Annotated in this window: 10 protein-coding genes; 5 read left to right on the forward strand and 5 right to left on the reverse strand. The window is 72.2% G+C overall.

The window, feature by feature from the left end:
* Positions 1–61 precede the first annotated feature (61 nt).
* From POL25_RS40505 to POL25_RS40515, 3 genes are all read right to left on the reverse strand, one after another.
* Positions 62–1,276: a M14 family metallopeptidase gene (locus POL25_RS40505; protein ID WP_272091781.1), complete on the reverse strand. Its 1,215-nt coding sequence runs from the start codon at positions 1,274–1,276 to the stop codon at positions 62–64.
* Positions 1,260–3,176, reverse strand: coding sequence for a CBS domain-containing protein (locus POL25_RS40510; protein ID WP_272091782.1), 1,917 nt, complete (start codon positions 3,174–3,176; stop codon positions 1,260–1,262). The genes POL25_RS40505 and POL25_RS40510 overlap by 17 nt, the downstream gene beginning before the upstream one ends.
* Positions 3,177–3,273: 97 nt before the next feature.
* Complete coding sequence (locus tag POL25_RS40515) at positions 3,274–4,140, reverse strand: alpha/beta fold hydrolase (protein ID WP_272091783.1); 867 nt, start codon at positions 4,138–4,140, stop codon at positions 3,274–3,276.
* A 165-nt stretch (positions 4,141–4,305) separates the two neighbouring features.
* Here POL25_RS40515 and POL25_RS40520 point away from each other — a divergent pair, with 165 nt between their 5' ends.
* The 3 genes from POL25_RS40520 (at position 4,306) to POL25_RS40530 (ending at position 7,072) form a co-directional block, all read left to right on the forward strand.
* The gene (locus tag POL25_RS40520; protein WP_272091784.1) at positions 4,306–4,977 is read left to right on the forward strand and encodes a TetR/AcrR family transcriptional regulator; all 672 of its coding nucleotides are present in this window, start codon (positions 4,306–4,308) and stop codon (positions 4,975–4,977) included.
* 162 nt (positions 4,978–5,139) lie between these two features.
* The gene (locus POL25_RS40525) at positions 5,140–5,865 is read left to right on the forward strand and encodes an MBL fold metallo-hydrolase (RefSeq protein WP_272091785.1); all 726 of its coding nucleotides are present in this window, start codon (positions 5,140–5,142) and stop codon (positions 5,863–5,865) included.
* A 205-nt stretch (positions 5,866–6,070) separates the two neighbouring features.
* On the forward strand, positions 6,071–7,072 hold the full coding sequence (locus POL25_RS40530) for an endonuclease/exonuclease/phosphatase family protein (RefSeq protein WP_272091786.1): 1,002 nt from the start codon (positions 6,071–6,073) through the stop codon (positions 7,070–7,072).
* 104 nt (positions 7,073–7,176) lie between these two features.
* Here the strand turns inward: POL25_RS40530 and POL25_RS40535 are convergent, their stop codons facing one another.
* Both POL25_RS40535 and POL25_RS40540 read right to left on the reverse strand, forming a co-directional pair.
* Positions 7,177–7,722, reverse strand: a complete 546-nt coding sequence (locus tag POL25_RS40535; RefSeq protein WP_272091787.1) for a hypothetical protein — start codon at positions 7,720–7,722, stop codon at positions 7,177–7,179.
* A gap of 89 nt (positions 7,723–7,811) precedes the next feature.
* On the reverse strand, positions 7,812–13,637 hold the full coding sequence (locus POL25_RS40540; RefSeq protein ID WP_272091788.1) for an Ig-like domain-containing alpha-2-macroglobulin family protein: 5,826 nt from the start codon (positions 13,635–13,637) through the stop codon (positions 7,812–7,814).
* Between the two features lie 251 nt (positions 13,638–13,888).
* Between POL25_RS40540 and POL25_RS40545 the strand changes: the two genes are divergently transcribed.
* Positions 13,889–14,290 carry a hypothetical protein gene (locus POL25_RS40545; RefSeq protein WP_272091789.1) on the forward strand — a complete coding sequence of 134 codons (402 nt, stop codon included), beginning with the start codon at positions 13,889–13,891 and terminating at the stop codon, positions 14,288–14,290.
* 95 nt (positions 14,291–14,385) lie between these two features.
* A complete protein-coding gene (locus tag POL25_RS40550) occupies positions 14,386–15,693 on the forward strand; it encodes a putative porin (RefSeq protein WP_272091790.1) in 1,308 nt (435 codons plus the stop codon).
* Positions 15,694–15,732 lie beyond the last annotated feature (39 nt).

Below are 15,732 nucleotides of genomic sequence, written 5' to 3' on the forward strand. Positions count from 1 at the left end.
GAGCCTAGCGTCGAAGCCGAGGACCAGCAACCGCCAGCAGCCTCGGCACTGCGGCCCTACTTCAGCCCTCTTCGTCCTCGCGCAGCAGCGGCGCCAGCTCGGCCGGCAGCACCGGGCGGGCCACCGGTCTCCGGCGGCTGAACACCAGCCGCTCGGCGTGCGCGCGCTCCTGGCGATAGCCGAACAGGTGGAACACTTGCTTCACCGCCACGCGGGCGACCGCCGGGTCGGCGATGTAGTGGTCGGGCCGCTGCGGGTCGCGCGACACCCCGGGCAGGTACGGCACCAGCACGTCGAGTCGCAGCGTCCGCAGCGCCGCCGACAGGCGCAGGACGTTGCGCGTCACCGGGCGGGCGATGAAGAAGCCGTCGTCGCCCTGGCCCTGGTAGCGCGGCAGCATCACCAGCCCGGTCTCGGGCACGCGCAGCGGGCCGCGGCGATCGTCGGCGATGACCTGGCCGCGCTCGACGACCTGGAAGTTGACGAAGCCCGGCTTCATCACGAACGGCTCGTCCTCGGGCTGGATGACGTGGCGGTGGCGGATCTCGCACACGGCCGGCATGCCGCCGCTCGCGGCCCCGAGGCGAGCGCGATGGGCCGCGAGGTCCGGCACGTGACGCGGCTCGAGCGAGCCGGCCGCGACCAGCATCAGCAGCAGCGCCGACTCGTGGAAATCGATCGTGCGTGGGTCGTCGTGCTGCCCGCCCTCGACCGCCACGCCGACGTGGCCGAGGTCGCACAGGTAACCGAGCATCGAGCCCTCGATGACCTCGTCGAGCCCGAGCACCACCGGGATCGGCAGCGCCAGCGCCAGCGGTCGGTTGCGCAGCACGTCGGCCATGCACGAAAACGGCGGCGACAGGCTCGACGTGCTGTGCAGGTCGATGAAGCTGACCGGCCCGCGGCGCAGCAGCGGCAGGAACACGCCGAGCAGCTCGCGCGTCTCCTGGTCCTCCGCCGTCGCCAGCTGGCCCTGGGCGATGCGGGCGATGTTCTCGGCGGTCCACTGGCGGTTGAGGTCGCGGTCGACGAACCGGCGGCCCTGGGCCAGCGCGCGCCGGTTGCCGGACACGCCGAGCAGCTGCCCGCGCAGCGGCACGTCGGTCGCGCGCAGGCGGGCGAGCACGCGCGAGATGGCCGAAAGGCCAGCCGGCTCGTTGCCGTGGAGCGCCCCGATGCACACGACCGTCGGGCCGGGGCGCCCGCTGTCGTAGCGCCCGAGCACGCGCGGGTGCGCGCCCGGGTCCGCCGGCGGCGCGCTACTGCTGAGCGTCACGCAGGTAGCTCTCGAGCAGCTTGCCCGACACGTCGATGAGGTCGCGCTCGGTGATCACCCCGACCAGCTTGTCGCCCTCGACCACCGGCAGGCACGAGATGCCGCGCTCACGCATCAGCTTCATGACCTCGAGCGTCGGCATCTCCGGCCCGATCGTCAGCGGGTTCTTGACCATCAGCTGCGCCACCGTGGCGTTGTCCTGGGCCACGCGGGACCCGCGGGCGACCATGCGGATCAGCGCGCGGTGCGACAGCAGCCCGACCAGCCGGCCCTCCTCGTCCTCGACCAGGATGTGCCGGATCTTCTTCCAGTCCATGATGTTGGCCGCGAGATCGATGATGTCGCTGCCCTGGACCGTGAAGATGTCGGTCGACATGAACTGGCCGGCCGTCTGGTACGAGTCGCGCCAGGTCTTCGGCTCGCCCTCGAGCCGCGCCGTCTCCCACGTGTGGACCGGCGCGCCGCTCTTCTGGTTGGCCAGCATCGCCGCCGACAGCGTGCGGTAGCGGACGTCCGAGGTGCCCTGCTCGCCCATCGCGTGCAGCGAGTTGAGCATCCACTGCGCGCCGGTGGTGCCCTTGCGGACCCGCTCCTCGATCGTGCCGAGATAGCGGTCGATGTCGCTGCCGTCGACCTTGACGTGCTGCAGGCCCCAGCGGGCCGTCTGCAGCAGCTCGCCGAGGATCAGATCCTGCGCCGACATCGTCTTGCCCTTCCACGTCTGCTGGGCCTTGAGGCCGTCGCGCGCGGCGTTGAAGAAGTTGGCCTTGGCGTCCTCGAAGGACATGTCCTTGAAGACAGGCCGCTCGTCCTCGGCCAGCGCGGCCATCAGGCCGAAGAAGAACGCCGCGTTGGCGACCTCGTCGAGGACTGTCGGGCCCGACGGCAGCACCCGGTTCTCGATGCGAAGGTGGGCCTTGTCGCCGCTGAGGCCGTAGCAGGCGCGGTTCCAGCGGTACACGGTGCCGTTGTGCAGGCGCAGCGCGCCGAACTGCGGGATCCCGCCGCGGTCGATCACCTGCATCGGGTCCTCGTCGATCGCGTTGGCGATGAGGATGCGGAAGCGGGCGATGTCCTCGCGGAAGATCTCGAGCACGCCCTGCTGGATCCACCCGTCGCCGAAGTGCACGCGCGGGCGGGCAGCGCGGTCGACCCGGACCTGCGAGCGGGTGTCGACCGAGCGCTCGAACAGCGCGATTCGGGTCTCGTGCCACAGGCGGTGCTTGAGCAGCACCGGCGAGTTGACGGCCGCGGCGAGGATCGGCCCGGTGACCGCCTGGGCGAGGTTGTAGAACTTGGCGAACTCGCTCGGGCTGACCTGGAAGTGGACCTGGAAGCTGGTGTTGCACGACTCGAGCATCACGTTGTCGTGCGTCGTCTCGAGCTCCTCGATGCCGCGGATCAGGACGTGGAAGTCGTCGCCGCGGAGCCGCCGCAGGGTGCGGTTCAGCTCGAGGTAGCGCGGCTTGGGCGTCATGTTGTCGAGCCCGAGGTCGGCCTTGCGCAGGGTCGGCAGGATGCCGGTCAGCAGGATGTCGGCGCCGCAGTGGCGCGCGGCGTCGCGGGCGACCCCGACGACCTCGTTGAGCTCGTCCTCCATGCGGCGCAGGCAGGACGCGTTGAACACCTGCGGCGAGAGGTTGGCCTCGAGGTTGAAGCGCGCGAGCTCGGTGGTGAGGCGCGGGTCCTGGGCGCGCTCGAGCACTTCCATCACCACGGAGGCGGGACGCAGGCTGCGGTCGACGAGGAACATCTCCTGCTCGGCGCCGACCCGGCGCACGCCGGTCTCGAAGCGATCGGTCTCGAGCAGCCGCTCGAGCGCGACCACGTCGTCGAGGAGCTTCTTCATGAAATTGCGCAGCTGGTCGTCGTCGGACGTGGCGATGTTTTGTTCACCCATGGGCGTATCCGGCCGCAGGGTATCGCGGGACGGATCGGCGGCCAAATTCGGATGAGGGGTCCCGGAGCCCGCAGCGCAGAGCGCGCGCAGAACACTGTCACGCTGCCGATTCAGCTCCCGTCACGAACGGGCCGACGATCGCGGCGGTCGCCGCGGGCTCGTCGAGGTGGACGTGGTGGCCGCCGGGCAGCTCGGCGAGCACGGCGCCGGCGAGCGCGGCCAGGCGCTCCCGCATCAGCGCCTCGTCGAACGTCATGCCCGGGACGGCGCGCACGACCAGGGTCGGGCACACGACGGCCGTGAAGAAAGTCCGCACCTGCGCCTCCGTGAGCCGCTGACGCGAGGGCAGACGCAGGCGGGGATCGGCTCGCCAGCGGACCCGGCCCGCGTGAGGTTCGAGGCCGCGGCGCAGCAAGATCCGCGCCGAGTCGACGCGCATGCCCGTGGCAGTCGCCAGTCGCTGCGCGACCTGTTCGGCGTCGGCGTAACCGACGTGCTCGTCGCGGGCGCGGGCCGCCTGCTCGGCCTGCAGGGCCTCACGCAGCTGTTTCGGCGCGGCCTCGTCGGGACTCGTGAGCGGCCCGAGGCCTTCGAGCAGGACCAGCTTCGCGACCTGTTCGGGACATGTCCCAGCGAGCAGGGCCGCGACGCCCGCCCCGAGCGAGTGGCCGACGACGACGCAGCGCGACCAGCCGAGCGCCGAGATCGCCAGCGACGCGTCGGCGACGTAGTCGAGGAACACGTAGACACCGTCGGCGCGTCGCTGCGACAGGCCGTGACCCGCGAGGTCGAGCGCGACGAGGTTGACGCCGGAGAGGTGTTCCGCGAGCCGCTCGAAGCTGGCCGCGTTGTCGAGCCAGCCGTGCATCGCCAGCACCGGAACACCGTCCTCGGGGCCGAAGCAGAGCGCGGCGAGCCGCACGCCGCCGACGTCGATGAGCCGCTCGCCGCGTGGTGAAAGCATGCGCGGGACGATGTACGAATTGACAGCTGAACGCAACTAAGCGAGCGCCCGGCGAACGTCAGTGCACGAGTGACCTGTCCTTCGGGACATCCGAATTGTTCCTGCGAACGGATCTACGCGGGTTGACTCCGGCCGGTGCCTCATTCACCGTGGAGCTCCTGATCGATGGTAGATGCCCCGCCGAAGCGACGCGCGCGGGCCGACGCGGACAAGCAATCGCGCCGGCGCGTGCTGCTGTGCGCGGCGGCCGAGGCGTTCGACGAGATGCCCTACAACGCAGTCACGGTGGCCGACATCGCCCGCCGCGCCAACCTGGCCAAAGGGACAGTTTATCTCTACTTCGCCACCAAGGAGGAGCTGTTCCTGCAGCTCGCGCTCGAGCAGCTCGGCGAGTGGCTGACCGAGGTGGAGGCGACGCTGGCCGGCGACGAGGCGCCGGTGGCCGCCGAGGCGGCGGCCGAGCTGCTGGCGCGCTCGCTGGCGGGGCGGGTCCGGCTGGCCCGGCTGCTGGCGCTGCAGCACGCGGTGCTCGAGCACAACGTCGCGCCCCCGGTGGTGCTGGCGTGGCGGCGCGGCATGCTGCAGCAGATGCTGCAGACCGCGACGCTGCTCGAGCGGCGCTGCCCGGCCCTGCGCGCCGGCGACGGCCTGCGGTTCTTCCTCCACCTCCACGCCGCCGCCGTCGGACTGCATCAGATGGCCCACCCCGCCCCCGAGCTGGCGGCGACGCTCGCGTGCCCGACCCTCCGGCCGCTGCGTCTCGACTTCGCCGCCGCGCTGCAGGCCCACGCCGCGGCCCTGCTGCGCGGGCTGCAGCCAGACGCGGCCCGCGAGTAATCCTGTCCTTTCGGACAGTCGTTTCATCGGTACGGGCCCGACGTTCGCTCGTACATGTCTGAAAAGCCAGGCGATGCATATGTCGCTCGTCCATCGGCCAGGACATTCGACCGGATCTCACTCGGTTGACGCCGAGCATCGCCCGCGACATCCTCGCGCGAGATGTCGCCCACGTTCGAATACAGCCCGGCCTGGCCGCACGGTGCGCTCACGCCCGCGTTCCCCGAGGTGTTCGTGGTGCTCGGCACCAACAAGACCTCGCACGCCGGCGTCGACTTTCAGACCAGCCGGACGATGACGGTGGTCCGCGAGGCGGGCGCGCTGACCCTGCTCAACACCGTCCGCCTCGACGACGACGGGCTGCGCGCGCTCGAGGAACTCGGCGAGGTCCGCCACGTCGTGCGCCTCGGGGCGTTCCACGGCCGCGACGATCCGTTCTACTGCGATCGCTACGGCGCGACGCTGTGGGCACTGCCCGGGACGACCCACGCCGACGGCCGCGCGACGGCGCGTCCGCTGGCCGAGAGCGGCCCGTTCCCGCTGGCGGACGGGTCGGTGTTCACGTTCGCCTCGGCGAGCCTGCCCGAAGCCGCGGTCCTGCTCGCGCGCGAGGGCGGGATCCTCGTCACCTGCGACGCGATCCAGAACTGGACCCACGTCGATCGCTTCTTCTCGCCGGAGTGCGGGGCGATGTTCGCGGCCCAGGGGCTGATCGGGCCGGCGAACATCCCCTCGACGTGGATCGGCGCCTGCTCGCCGCAGGCGGACGATTTCCGCCGCCTGCTCGAGCAGCCATTTCGTCACCTGATCAGCGCCCACGGCGAACCACTGCGCGACGAGGCCCACGCGCGCGTGGCCGCGAGCGTGGCCGCGGCGTTCCCGGGCTGAGCGCCGCGCCTGTCCCTTCGGACAGCATTTTGAACAGGGCCGCGAGCCGCGGCGTTCCCGAGCTGGATGCCGCACCTGTCCCTTCGGATAGCATCCCGACCCGGGCCGCGGGCTGTCTCTTCGGACAGCACCATTCTCGCTCCACGACCACTTGCGCGTCACCGCGCTCGCGCACGGGCCTCCCGGTGCAGTAGAGTCACCCGGCTTGTCCGCCTCGCCCCAGCCCGTCGCCGCGCGCGCGTCCCGGCTCGCGCGTGCGCTCGTGGGGCTCACCGTGGTCCTGCTCCTCGGGACAGGCCTCTTCAGCCTCGCCGGTCACCTCGGCGGGCTCGACTGGCGGCTCGACCTCGCCAGTCACTTTCGCCTCCATTACGCCGCCGGGGCCGCGCTCGCGCTGCTCCTCGCGCTCGCGCTCCGGCGGCGCCGCCTCGCGCTCGTGGCCGCGGCGCTGCTGGTCGCCGAGTCGTGGCAGGTCGCGCCGTCGTGGCTGGCGCGGCCGCCCGCGGCCGGAGCGTCGGCGCTGCGGCTGGTCCAATTCAACGGGCTCTCGAGCAACCCGCGCAAGGCCGAGGCCGTCGCCTGGCTGGCCGAGACCGGCGCCGACCTCGTGGTCGTGCAGGAGGTCGACGCCGATTGGGCGACCGCGCTGGCGGCCATGCCCGGCCACGTCGCGCTCGAGTCGGTGCCGCGGGCCGACAACTTCGGCATGAGCCTGCTCGTTCGCCATGGCTTTCTGGACATGGTCGTTCGGACATGGCGCGAAGAGCTTGTCGCGGAGATCCCCGCCCTGGCCGCCGAGCTCGCGGTGGCCGGGCGGCGGATCGCCGTGCTCGCCGTTCACACCTTGCCGCCGGTCAGCCGCGACTACGCGGCGCGGCGCGATGCTCAGCTCGCGCGCGCCGGCGCGTGGGCCGACGAGCAGCGCGCGGCCGGGCGGATCCCGGTGATCGTCGGCGACCTCAACGCCTCGCCGTTCAGCGCCCCGCTGCGCCGCCTGCTGCGTGACGGCGGGCTGGTCGACTCGCAGCGCGGGTTCGGCTTGCAGGCGAGCTGGCCGGTGGACCACCCGTTCCCGGTGATCGCCATCGACCACTGCCTCCACGACCCCGCGCTGGTGACGGCCGAGCGGGCGCTGGGATCGGCGCTCGGCTCGGACCACCTGCCGGTGCGCGTCGACCTCGCCTGGCCCGCGGGACAGGTCCCCTGAGGCGTCGGACCGGCTGTCTCGAAGGACAGGCGGCCCGTCGCCTTGAAATCATCTGTCTGAAAGGACAGGCACGAGCCCTGCCTCGCAGCACCGTCGTAGACGGCTCAGGCGCCGCCCATGACCGACGGGCACTCGGCGCGGGCGATGCTGCAGTCGGGGCCGACCTCGACCGTCTTGCTCGGGGCCGTGGTCGCGTACTCGGCCATCTTGGCGCACGAGAACGAGCGCATGCGGGCGGCGTAGCCGGCCCCGTACTCCTCGTAGCAGGCCTCGATCTCGTTGACCGTCGCCTGGCAGTTCGACCAGTCGACCCCGAGGCTGCAAGTGTCGCCCGGCTCCGTCTCGGGCAAGTTGGCGAGGCAGCTCTTGCGCAGGGTGTCGCAGGTGTCGACGCTGCCGTCGGCCACCAGCGCGTCGTTGATGGCCTTGAAGGTGCACTCCGCGGCGGCGATGTCGGCCTCCGGGAACACCTGCTTGCCGTAAGCGTCGGCCGCCTCGCAGAACTGCTCCTTCTCGGCGTCGGTGAGCTCGTCGCCCTGCTTGGCGCCGTCGATGCCCGAGTCGAGGGAGGTGTCGTCCTCCTTGCACGCGCCGAGCGAGACGGCCAACAGGCCGAGGAGGGTGGAGAACAGCCGGGACGCGGTGGTCACAGTCGCCGTCTACCTCGAGCGCGCCGCGGCCGACAAGCGCCGCTTCCGGCTCCTGGCGGCCTCAGGCGAGGCGCTGTGGGGTCCAGCCCTCAGCGTACGGTCACGCGGGCGCCCTCGGACCGGCCCCACACCTCGGGCATGTACATCGCCTCGGCGCGGGCCGGCGGCAGCGAGAAGTCCCCGCGGCTGGTGGCCCGCAGGAACACCGTGTGACGATGTGTCCCCGGAGGCAGGTCGTCGGCGAACACCAGCACGCGATCGCTGCGCAGCTCCTCGTGCGAGGCCCACCAGCCGCGCGGACCGGAGAGGATGCCGGCCGCCTGGCCCTTGCCGAGGTTGAGCTGGACCGCCTCGAGCCCGGACGGCAGCGGGATCTCGAGCGCGACGTAGCGGATCCGCGTGTGCGCGGCGAGGGTCAGGTCGATCGCCACCGCGTCGCCGATGGCGATTGATCGCCCGTTCAGCGCCCCGTCGGCGAGCCGGAGCTCGCGGCGGAGCTCGAGCCCGTGCTCGCGGGCCGCCGGGTTCGGCTCGGCCGGCGCCCACTCGGCACCGAGCCGGTAGTACATGCGGCCCTGCCCCTGGCGCTGCAGCGTCACCGTCAACGGCGTCGCGGTCGCGGGCTGGTCGGCGCCGGTCGGCTTCAGGATGTCGGGCATCTTCGCGGTCGCCTCCTGGCCCTTGAGATCGCGGCCGAGGAAGCTGGCCTCAAAGACAGGTTTTCTTCCGACCCACGCGCGGCCGACGAAGTCAGGCGGATCGGCCTCACGGACGCGGGCGTAGTCGGTGATCGCTACCAGCGCGTAGGCGTTCTCCTGGGTGTTGCGCCACGCCCCGCCGATGCGCCGCTCGAGCAGGCCGCGGGCCAGCTTCTCGATCACCGCGTGGTCGGGGCGGACCCGCAGCAGCGCCGACAGGATGATCGCGTCGCTGCGGCCGTCGGAGTGGAAATACTCGCCGCCGGCATAACCGTCGCGCTCGATCACGTGGGCCGTGGCCGGCAGCTCCTCGAGGTCCGCCAGCAACTCCTGCGTCAGCGTCACCACTTCGGGCCGCTGCGGATCGGCGCGGTGCATCGCCATCAGCAGGAACGCGCGCCCGTAGGCCGGCAGCTCGGCGCGACGGACGAACAGCGCGTCGACGTGCGCGCGCATCGGACGGTCGGCGTCGGCCAGCACGTGCAGCGCCAGCGCGTGGCGCTCGATCTCGCCGCGGGCCCACCGCTGCGGCTGGTCGACCGGTGGCAGCCGGCGCGCGAGGTCGTCGTGCGCCCGCTCGAGCGCGTCGGCCGGGACCGGGTGACCGGCGCGCTTGGCCAGGTCGAGCACCCACGTCGCGTAGGCGCTGGCATACGCGTGCACCTCGTTGCCGCCGGGCCAGTAGGCGAACCCGCCCGACCCGGTCTGCATCGAGAGGATCCGCTCGACGCCGGCCTTGACGAACACCTGCGGGTCCTCGCGCAGCCCCAGCGGGTAGGTCGAATGCAGCGCCAGCAGCGAGACCACCGGCAGCAGCCGGCTCGAGGTCTGCTCGACGCAACCATAAGGATAGGTGAGCAGCGCGTCGGCGGCGTCCTCGAGCCCGCCGAGCAGCGAAGAGCTGGCCGACACCGACACCCCGCCGACGTCGCGCCGCACCGCGCCCGGCATCACCACCGGGATGGCGATCGCCTTGTCGTCGGCCAGGCTGCCGTACATCGCCACTTTTTCGGTCAGCGTGCGCTCGGGCGTGACCGGCAGCGCCAGCTTGACCGCGTCGCGGCCCGCCACGCCCTCGCCCGCGCGCAGCTGCGCCCGCAGCTCGAACTTGGCCTCGCCGGCCGCGTCGGCGCGGATCGTGAAAGGCACCCGCACCTGCCCGCCGGCCGGGATCTCGACCTCGGCTGTCTTTTTGGACATGGCCACGAGATCCTGTCCCTTCGTACCTGTATCATCGTGCAGCACCAGCTCGATCGCGGCCCGGCCGGCGACCGCGGTGAAGTTCTGCACGATCGCCGCGACCTCGGCCGCGTCGCCCGGCCGCAGCTGGCGCGGCGCCGCGGCGCGCACGAGGAACGGCGCGGTCACGGTGGTGCGCGCATCGCCGACGCCGAAGCGCCCGGGTGATTTCTTGTCGGCCAGGCGCGCCGACGCCAGCGCGAAGATCCGGAACGTGGTCAGGTTCTCGGGCAGCTGCGCCTTCGTGCGCACCACCCCGTCGGCGTCGGCCGCGAGGTCGGCGAGGAACACCGGCGTGGTCTCGAACCGCTCGCGCGCCGCCGGCTCCGTCCGGGCCGAGCCCCCACGCACGCTCGCCGTCCTGCTGCCGTGCCCGCTGCCGGACCCGAACCCGCGCCCGTAGCCCCACGTGCCCGACAGCCACGGATCGTCGTGGACCGGCGTGTACGGCCACAGCACCGCGCTGTAGTCGTTGTACGCGCGCGTGCCCATGGCGCCGCCGGGCAAGAAGCTCGGCAGCAGGTCGGGCACCTCGTAGTCGGTCAGCGCCAGCACGGCCTCGTCGACCGCCCACAGCGCGACCCGACCGACGACCGGCTCGCCCGCGGCGTCGCGCACGAACGCCGCCAGCTCGACCTTGTCGCCGGGCCCGGCCTTGGCCGGCGCTTCGACCCGGACCTGCAGCCGCCGGTGCTCGCTGCCCTGGGTCACGGTGGTGCGCGTGCTCAGCACTTCGGGCCGCTCCGGCCGCCGCTTCGGATCGATCGGCGCGACCACGATCGCGCTGACGTGGACCTGCGGGGTCCAGCTGTCGTCGGCGGTGAACTGGAAGTCGGCCGTACCGGAATCGGCGCCCTTGAACGTGAACGGCTTGAACTGCCGCAGACCCTTGCGATCGAGCACGAGCACGCCCCGGCCGCCACGCCACGGCGCGTGCACGGCGACGTCGACCGACTCGCCGGGCGTCACCTGCTGCGCGCTGGTCTCGACAGTCAACGTCTTCTGCGGCGTCGGCACCCACTTCGACCGCGTCGCGCCGACGACCCAGAAGTTGCCCTCGCTCGCCACGGCCCGCTTGTCGGCGGTGAGCACCTCGACCCGCAGCTGGTAGCTGCCCTCCTTGAGCGCCGGCAGCTCGCAGCGGACGTCGGGGCCCTCGGCGGCGACGTCGAGCGTGCAGCTCTTGACCCGCTCGGTCTTGTCGACGGTCCCGTCGTAGACCATGCGCCCGCCCTCGGCGCGCTCCTTCACTTCGGACCATGTCCTTTCGACCATGACCTTCGCGCCACGTACGGCGACGCGCTGACCGCCGAGGCCGACCGCGCGGACCGGCACGCCGATCCGATCGCCGGTGTGGCGATAGCCGGGGGGCATGCCCATCGCCAGGTAGAAGTCGGCCGGGTGGACCTGGACCTGCGCCTCGGCGCCGATGGCCTGGTTGCTGGCGTCGCGGACCTCGGCGCTGATCGTGCAGCGATGCGGGAACTCGGCAGCGTGCAGCGTCAATGGGGTCGCGACCTCGAGCATCCCGAGCTTCGCGTTCGGGTCGGGCGAGGTGCCGGTCCGGGGCCCGCGCCCGCCGCTGGCGCGGTACGGGATCGACTCGCCGACGGCCCAGGTCGAGTCGAGCCCGGGCGGGCGCCAGCGATGCGGCGTGCAGGTCGCCTGATGCGCCATGTGGACGATCGGCACCGCGCCGCCGAAGTAATAGTTGGCGGCCACGCGCAGCCCGACGCGCTCGCCGGCGAGCACGTCGGTCCGGTCGACGCTGGCCGTGACCTGGAACTCGGGCACGCGGTAGTCCTCGACCTTGACCGTCGCGCGCGCGTCGGCGCCGAGCACCGTCGCGGTGAGCTGATAGTTGCCCAGCGCGGCCCCGGCGGGCAGCTCGAGCTCGGCCCAGTACTTGCCCTCGGCCGTGGTCTTGACGGTGCGCGTCGCCACCTCGCCGCCGCGCGGGTCGGTGAGCACGAACTTCGCCTCTGTCTTTTGGGCCAGGTGCTTGAGGCCGCTGTCGCGGTGCGGGGTCTCGACCGCGGCCCAGCCGACCACCTTGACCTTCTCGCCGGGGCGATAGGCGCCGCGGTCGGGGACGATGCGGGCGATGGCCCGCTCGTGCGGCGCCAGGTCGGCGCTCAGGCTGTCGGCCGCGGGCACCTCGCCGGCGGCGATCGCCGTGCGGTCGGCACCCGCCGCATCGACGATCACCAGCCGCTGCGCCTGCGAGCCCTCGCCGGCCTTGACGATCCCCTTCGCCATGTACTCCGAGACAGGTGGCAGCGCGAGCATGCCGTCGCCGTCGGTCGTGCCGAGCATGCGCGTCGTCGTCTTCTCGTCGACCGTCACCACCCGCGCGACCGTGGCCCCGGCCACCGGCGTGCTGTCGGACAGCCGCAGCACCTGGACCACCGCGCGCGTCGGCGAATCGATCACCACCGGCCCGAGATCGGTGAGGCGGTACAGCCCGCGCACCCGCCCGGCGCTGCCGTGGTCCGTCGCGGTCGAGAGCTCGCCGGGCGCGACCTCGACCAGCACCGCCCCGCGCTTGCCGCCGACCAGGTCGCCGATGTCGAGCGCGATCGAGGCCCAGCCGCCCGGGCCCTTCGGCGCGAGCGCGACGGTCCGCTCGCTCGCCCCGGCCGGCATCGCCATCGCCTGCCACGACTGCCGCGCCAGCTCGAGCTCGTCGACCACCGCCGCGCGCACCTTCAGCGACTTGAAGAACCGCGCCTCGACGCCCACCGTCTGCTTGCGCCCCGGCAGCAGCGTGCCCTGGGTGCTCGACAGCGCCAGCTCGGGCCGGCGCTCGATCACCACCGTGCGCTTGAAGCCGCCCGCCAGCGTCTGGCCGTAGATGTCCCGCAGGCCAGGTGCGATCGAGATCGTGTAGACCGTGCCGGGCACGAACTGGCCCTGGATCTCGACCTCGGTCCCGCCCTCGTCGTCGTAGGCGTCGGCGATGTCGACGTGCAGCGACTTCGGCCGCGGGCTGACCGTCACGTGCTTGGCCTGGCTCGCGCGCACCGGGTTGCGCAGGCCGACGTGGATCGGCTCGAGCCCGCAGCGGGTCGTCTCGTCGCACGGCAGCGAGACCACGGCCTGCGGGCTGTAGGTCTCGAAGGACATCTCCCACGGGGTCTCGAGCGGCAGCGGACCGCGGCGGCCGACGAGCCCCGGCCGCACCGCCAGCACGATCTCGCTGTCGCTCGGCCACAACCCCCCGGCGCGGATCGTGAAGTAGCGGCCGCGGTCCTCGCGGGTGGCCGTGTAGCCGTAGTACTCGACCTCTTCGACCTCCGCGGCGGTGGCCTCGCGGATCTGCAGCTGCACCGGCGCCGGCTTCGCATCCTCGCGACCGAGCGGCCGCGCGGTCGCCTGCAGGTGCGCGCGGACCTGGGCCACGGTCGTCGGATGATCGAAGGTGACGACGAAGGGCGCGTCGCGGCGCATCGCCGCCGTCAGCGTGTCGCGCAGCGGCTGGCCCTCGACGACCTGCGGCCGCGGCGTCTCGAACGTCCACTCGACGCCCTGGGCCATCGCCTGACCGTCGAGTCCGACCAGGCCGGGGGCGAAGCGGGCGGTGTAGAGGGTCGCGTCCTGCAGCTCCGCGTCGGGGTGGAAGACCAGCAGGTCGGGGGTCTCGAACCGCGCCGAGCCCGGGATCGGCGGCGTGAACGAGAGGAAGCGGCCGGGGTCGACGCTCGGCTCGCTGCCGAGCGCGACCACCGGGCGGTCGAAACGGACCTTGATCGCGGCGCCGCCCGCGGTCCTTCCCTGCGGCGCGTAATCGAGGATGGCGACAGCAGCGCCCGCGGGCCCCTGCGGCGGCGCACCCGGACGATCGACGAGGGCCGCGGGATCGAAGGGCGGCTGCGCCTCGGCGTCGGGCATCGCGGGCTCGGGGTCCGCCGGACCGGAGTTCTTGCATGCGAGCAGCGCGGCGACGAGGACGGCGGACGACGAGATGCGCGGGGTCATACGGGCCGGCCTGGGACCGTGCCGACCGGCGAAAGTTCCCACCCGCGCGGACCTGCCACCGGCTCCTTTGGACATGTCGTAAAGGACATATGATTTCTCCGCCCGCGGGCCGGCGAACCCGCCGCCAGGCGGCCGCACCGCTGCACTTGCGGCTGGGTCAACATCGCCCACCTTGCGAGTCGACCCGCGAGGGATGTCACCATCGGCCTGTCCGGCCGCGCCCCCTCGCATGCGCAGCAGGAGTAGAAGCGATGTCGAGCAATCGAGGCAAGGGCCGCGGCGACGCCCGCGGATTCGCAGGTATGGACCCGGACAGGCAGCGCGTGATCGCCAGCCGCGGCGGCGAGACCGTCAGCCAGGACCGGCAACACATGGCGAACATCGGCCGGCGAGGCGGCGCCGCGGTCAGTCAAAACCGCGAGTACATGGCGATGATCGGCCGGCGGGGCGGCGAGGCCGTCAGTCAGAACCGCGAGCACATGGCGATGATCGGCCGCCGCGGCGGCGAGACCGTCAGCCAGGACCGCGATCACATGGCCGAGATCGGCCGCGAGGGCGGGCACCACTCGCACGGCAGTCCGACGCACAGCGTGCGCGAGCACGAGGACGAGCCGCACGAGCCGGAGGCGCAGGACAGCGGATCTGGCCTTTAGGCCAGGTGCCGCGCGAGGGTCGCAGCCCATGCGCGACCCCGCGTTAAGCGAGCGCTTGACACATGCGCTCTGCTTCGGGTGTCATCGCCTCGCCGATGCGCCCCACCGTCCTGCTCCGGTACGCCGCCGCATTGGTCGTGCTCATCCCCGGGGCGCAGGCGTGGGCCAACCCGCCGGCGCCGGTGCTTCCGAAGCCGAGCGGACCGCCGCCGCCGCCGCCCGCGTGGATGCCCGCGGGCGAGGCCCAGCGCCAGGCCGAGGTGCCGCTCGGCAAGGCGACGTGGCGGCCCGGCAAGGGCATCGAGCTGGCCACGCCCGATCGCCGCTTCACCATCAACTTCAACATGTGGGCCCAGCTGTTGGCCACGGTCCGGCGCGAGGCGATCCCCGCCGCTGGGATGGAGCCGTGGACGAGCAGCCTCGAGTTCCGGCGGGCGCGCCTGATCCTGTCCGGCAGCATCTTCTCGCCGCACGTCGGCTACTACGTGCATTTGATGTTCGCGCCGAAGGACCTCGGGTTCAAGGACGGCACGCCGCGGCGCCCGCCGATCTTCCAGTGGTACACGACATGGACCCGCTACCGCCACGCGAACATCCAGGCCGGCTTCTTCTTCGTGCCCTACGCGCGCCAGCGGATGGCGCCGCTGGCCAAGCTGCAGATGGTCGACAACTCGTCGGCCAGCTACGAGTTCACGCTCGATCAGGACATCGGCGTGCAGGTGAGCTCGCCCGACGTCGCCGGCCTCGGCAAGCTGCGCTACCTCGCCGGCGTGTTCATGGGCGACGGCTACGACTACTACAAGGCCAGCGATTTCGGCCTGACGTACATGGCCCGCGTCGACTACCTGCCCTTCGGCATGTTCGACGACTACAGCGAGGCTGACTTCGAGCGCAAGGCCACGCCGCGGCTCGCCATCGGCGCCGCCTACGCCTTCAGCGACCGCGACCACCGCACGCGCGCCATCAGCGGCACCACCTTCGCCGACGGCGGCACCATGCGCAGCAACAACCTGACCGTCGACGCCATGTTCAAGGTCGCCGGCATGTCGCTGCTGCTCGATTTCTACTGGCGGCAGGGCTGGCGCTTGCCGGGTGACGCAAAGGACATGTTCGGAGAGCCAGTCGCCGTCGAGGCCGCCCGCAACGGCATCGGCTGGACCGCGCAGATGGGCCTCTTCATCCCGCGCACCCGCCTCGAGGTCACCGCTCGCTCGTCCGGCGTCCGCCCGTCGCGGCGCGCCGAGACCAGCCTCGGTCGCCTCGACGAGTACGGCGCCGGCCTCAACTACTATTTTTACCGCCACTCGCTCAAGCTGCAGCTCGACTACTTCCGCCAGTACGGCCCGGGCGTGCCGGCCGGCGTCGCCGACCAGATGCGACTCCAGCTGCAAGCCGGCTTCTGAGCGCCCGCGGGCGATCGCCTGACGGCCCGCGCGGGCCCG

The organism is Nannocystis bainbridge (genome assembly GCF_028368995.1).
Classification (GTDB): Bacteria; Myxococcota_A; Polyangia; order Nannocystales; family Nannocystaceae; genus Nannocystis; species Nannocystis bainbridge.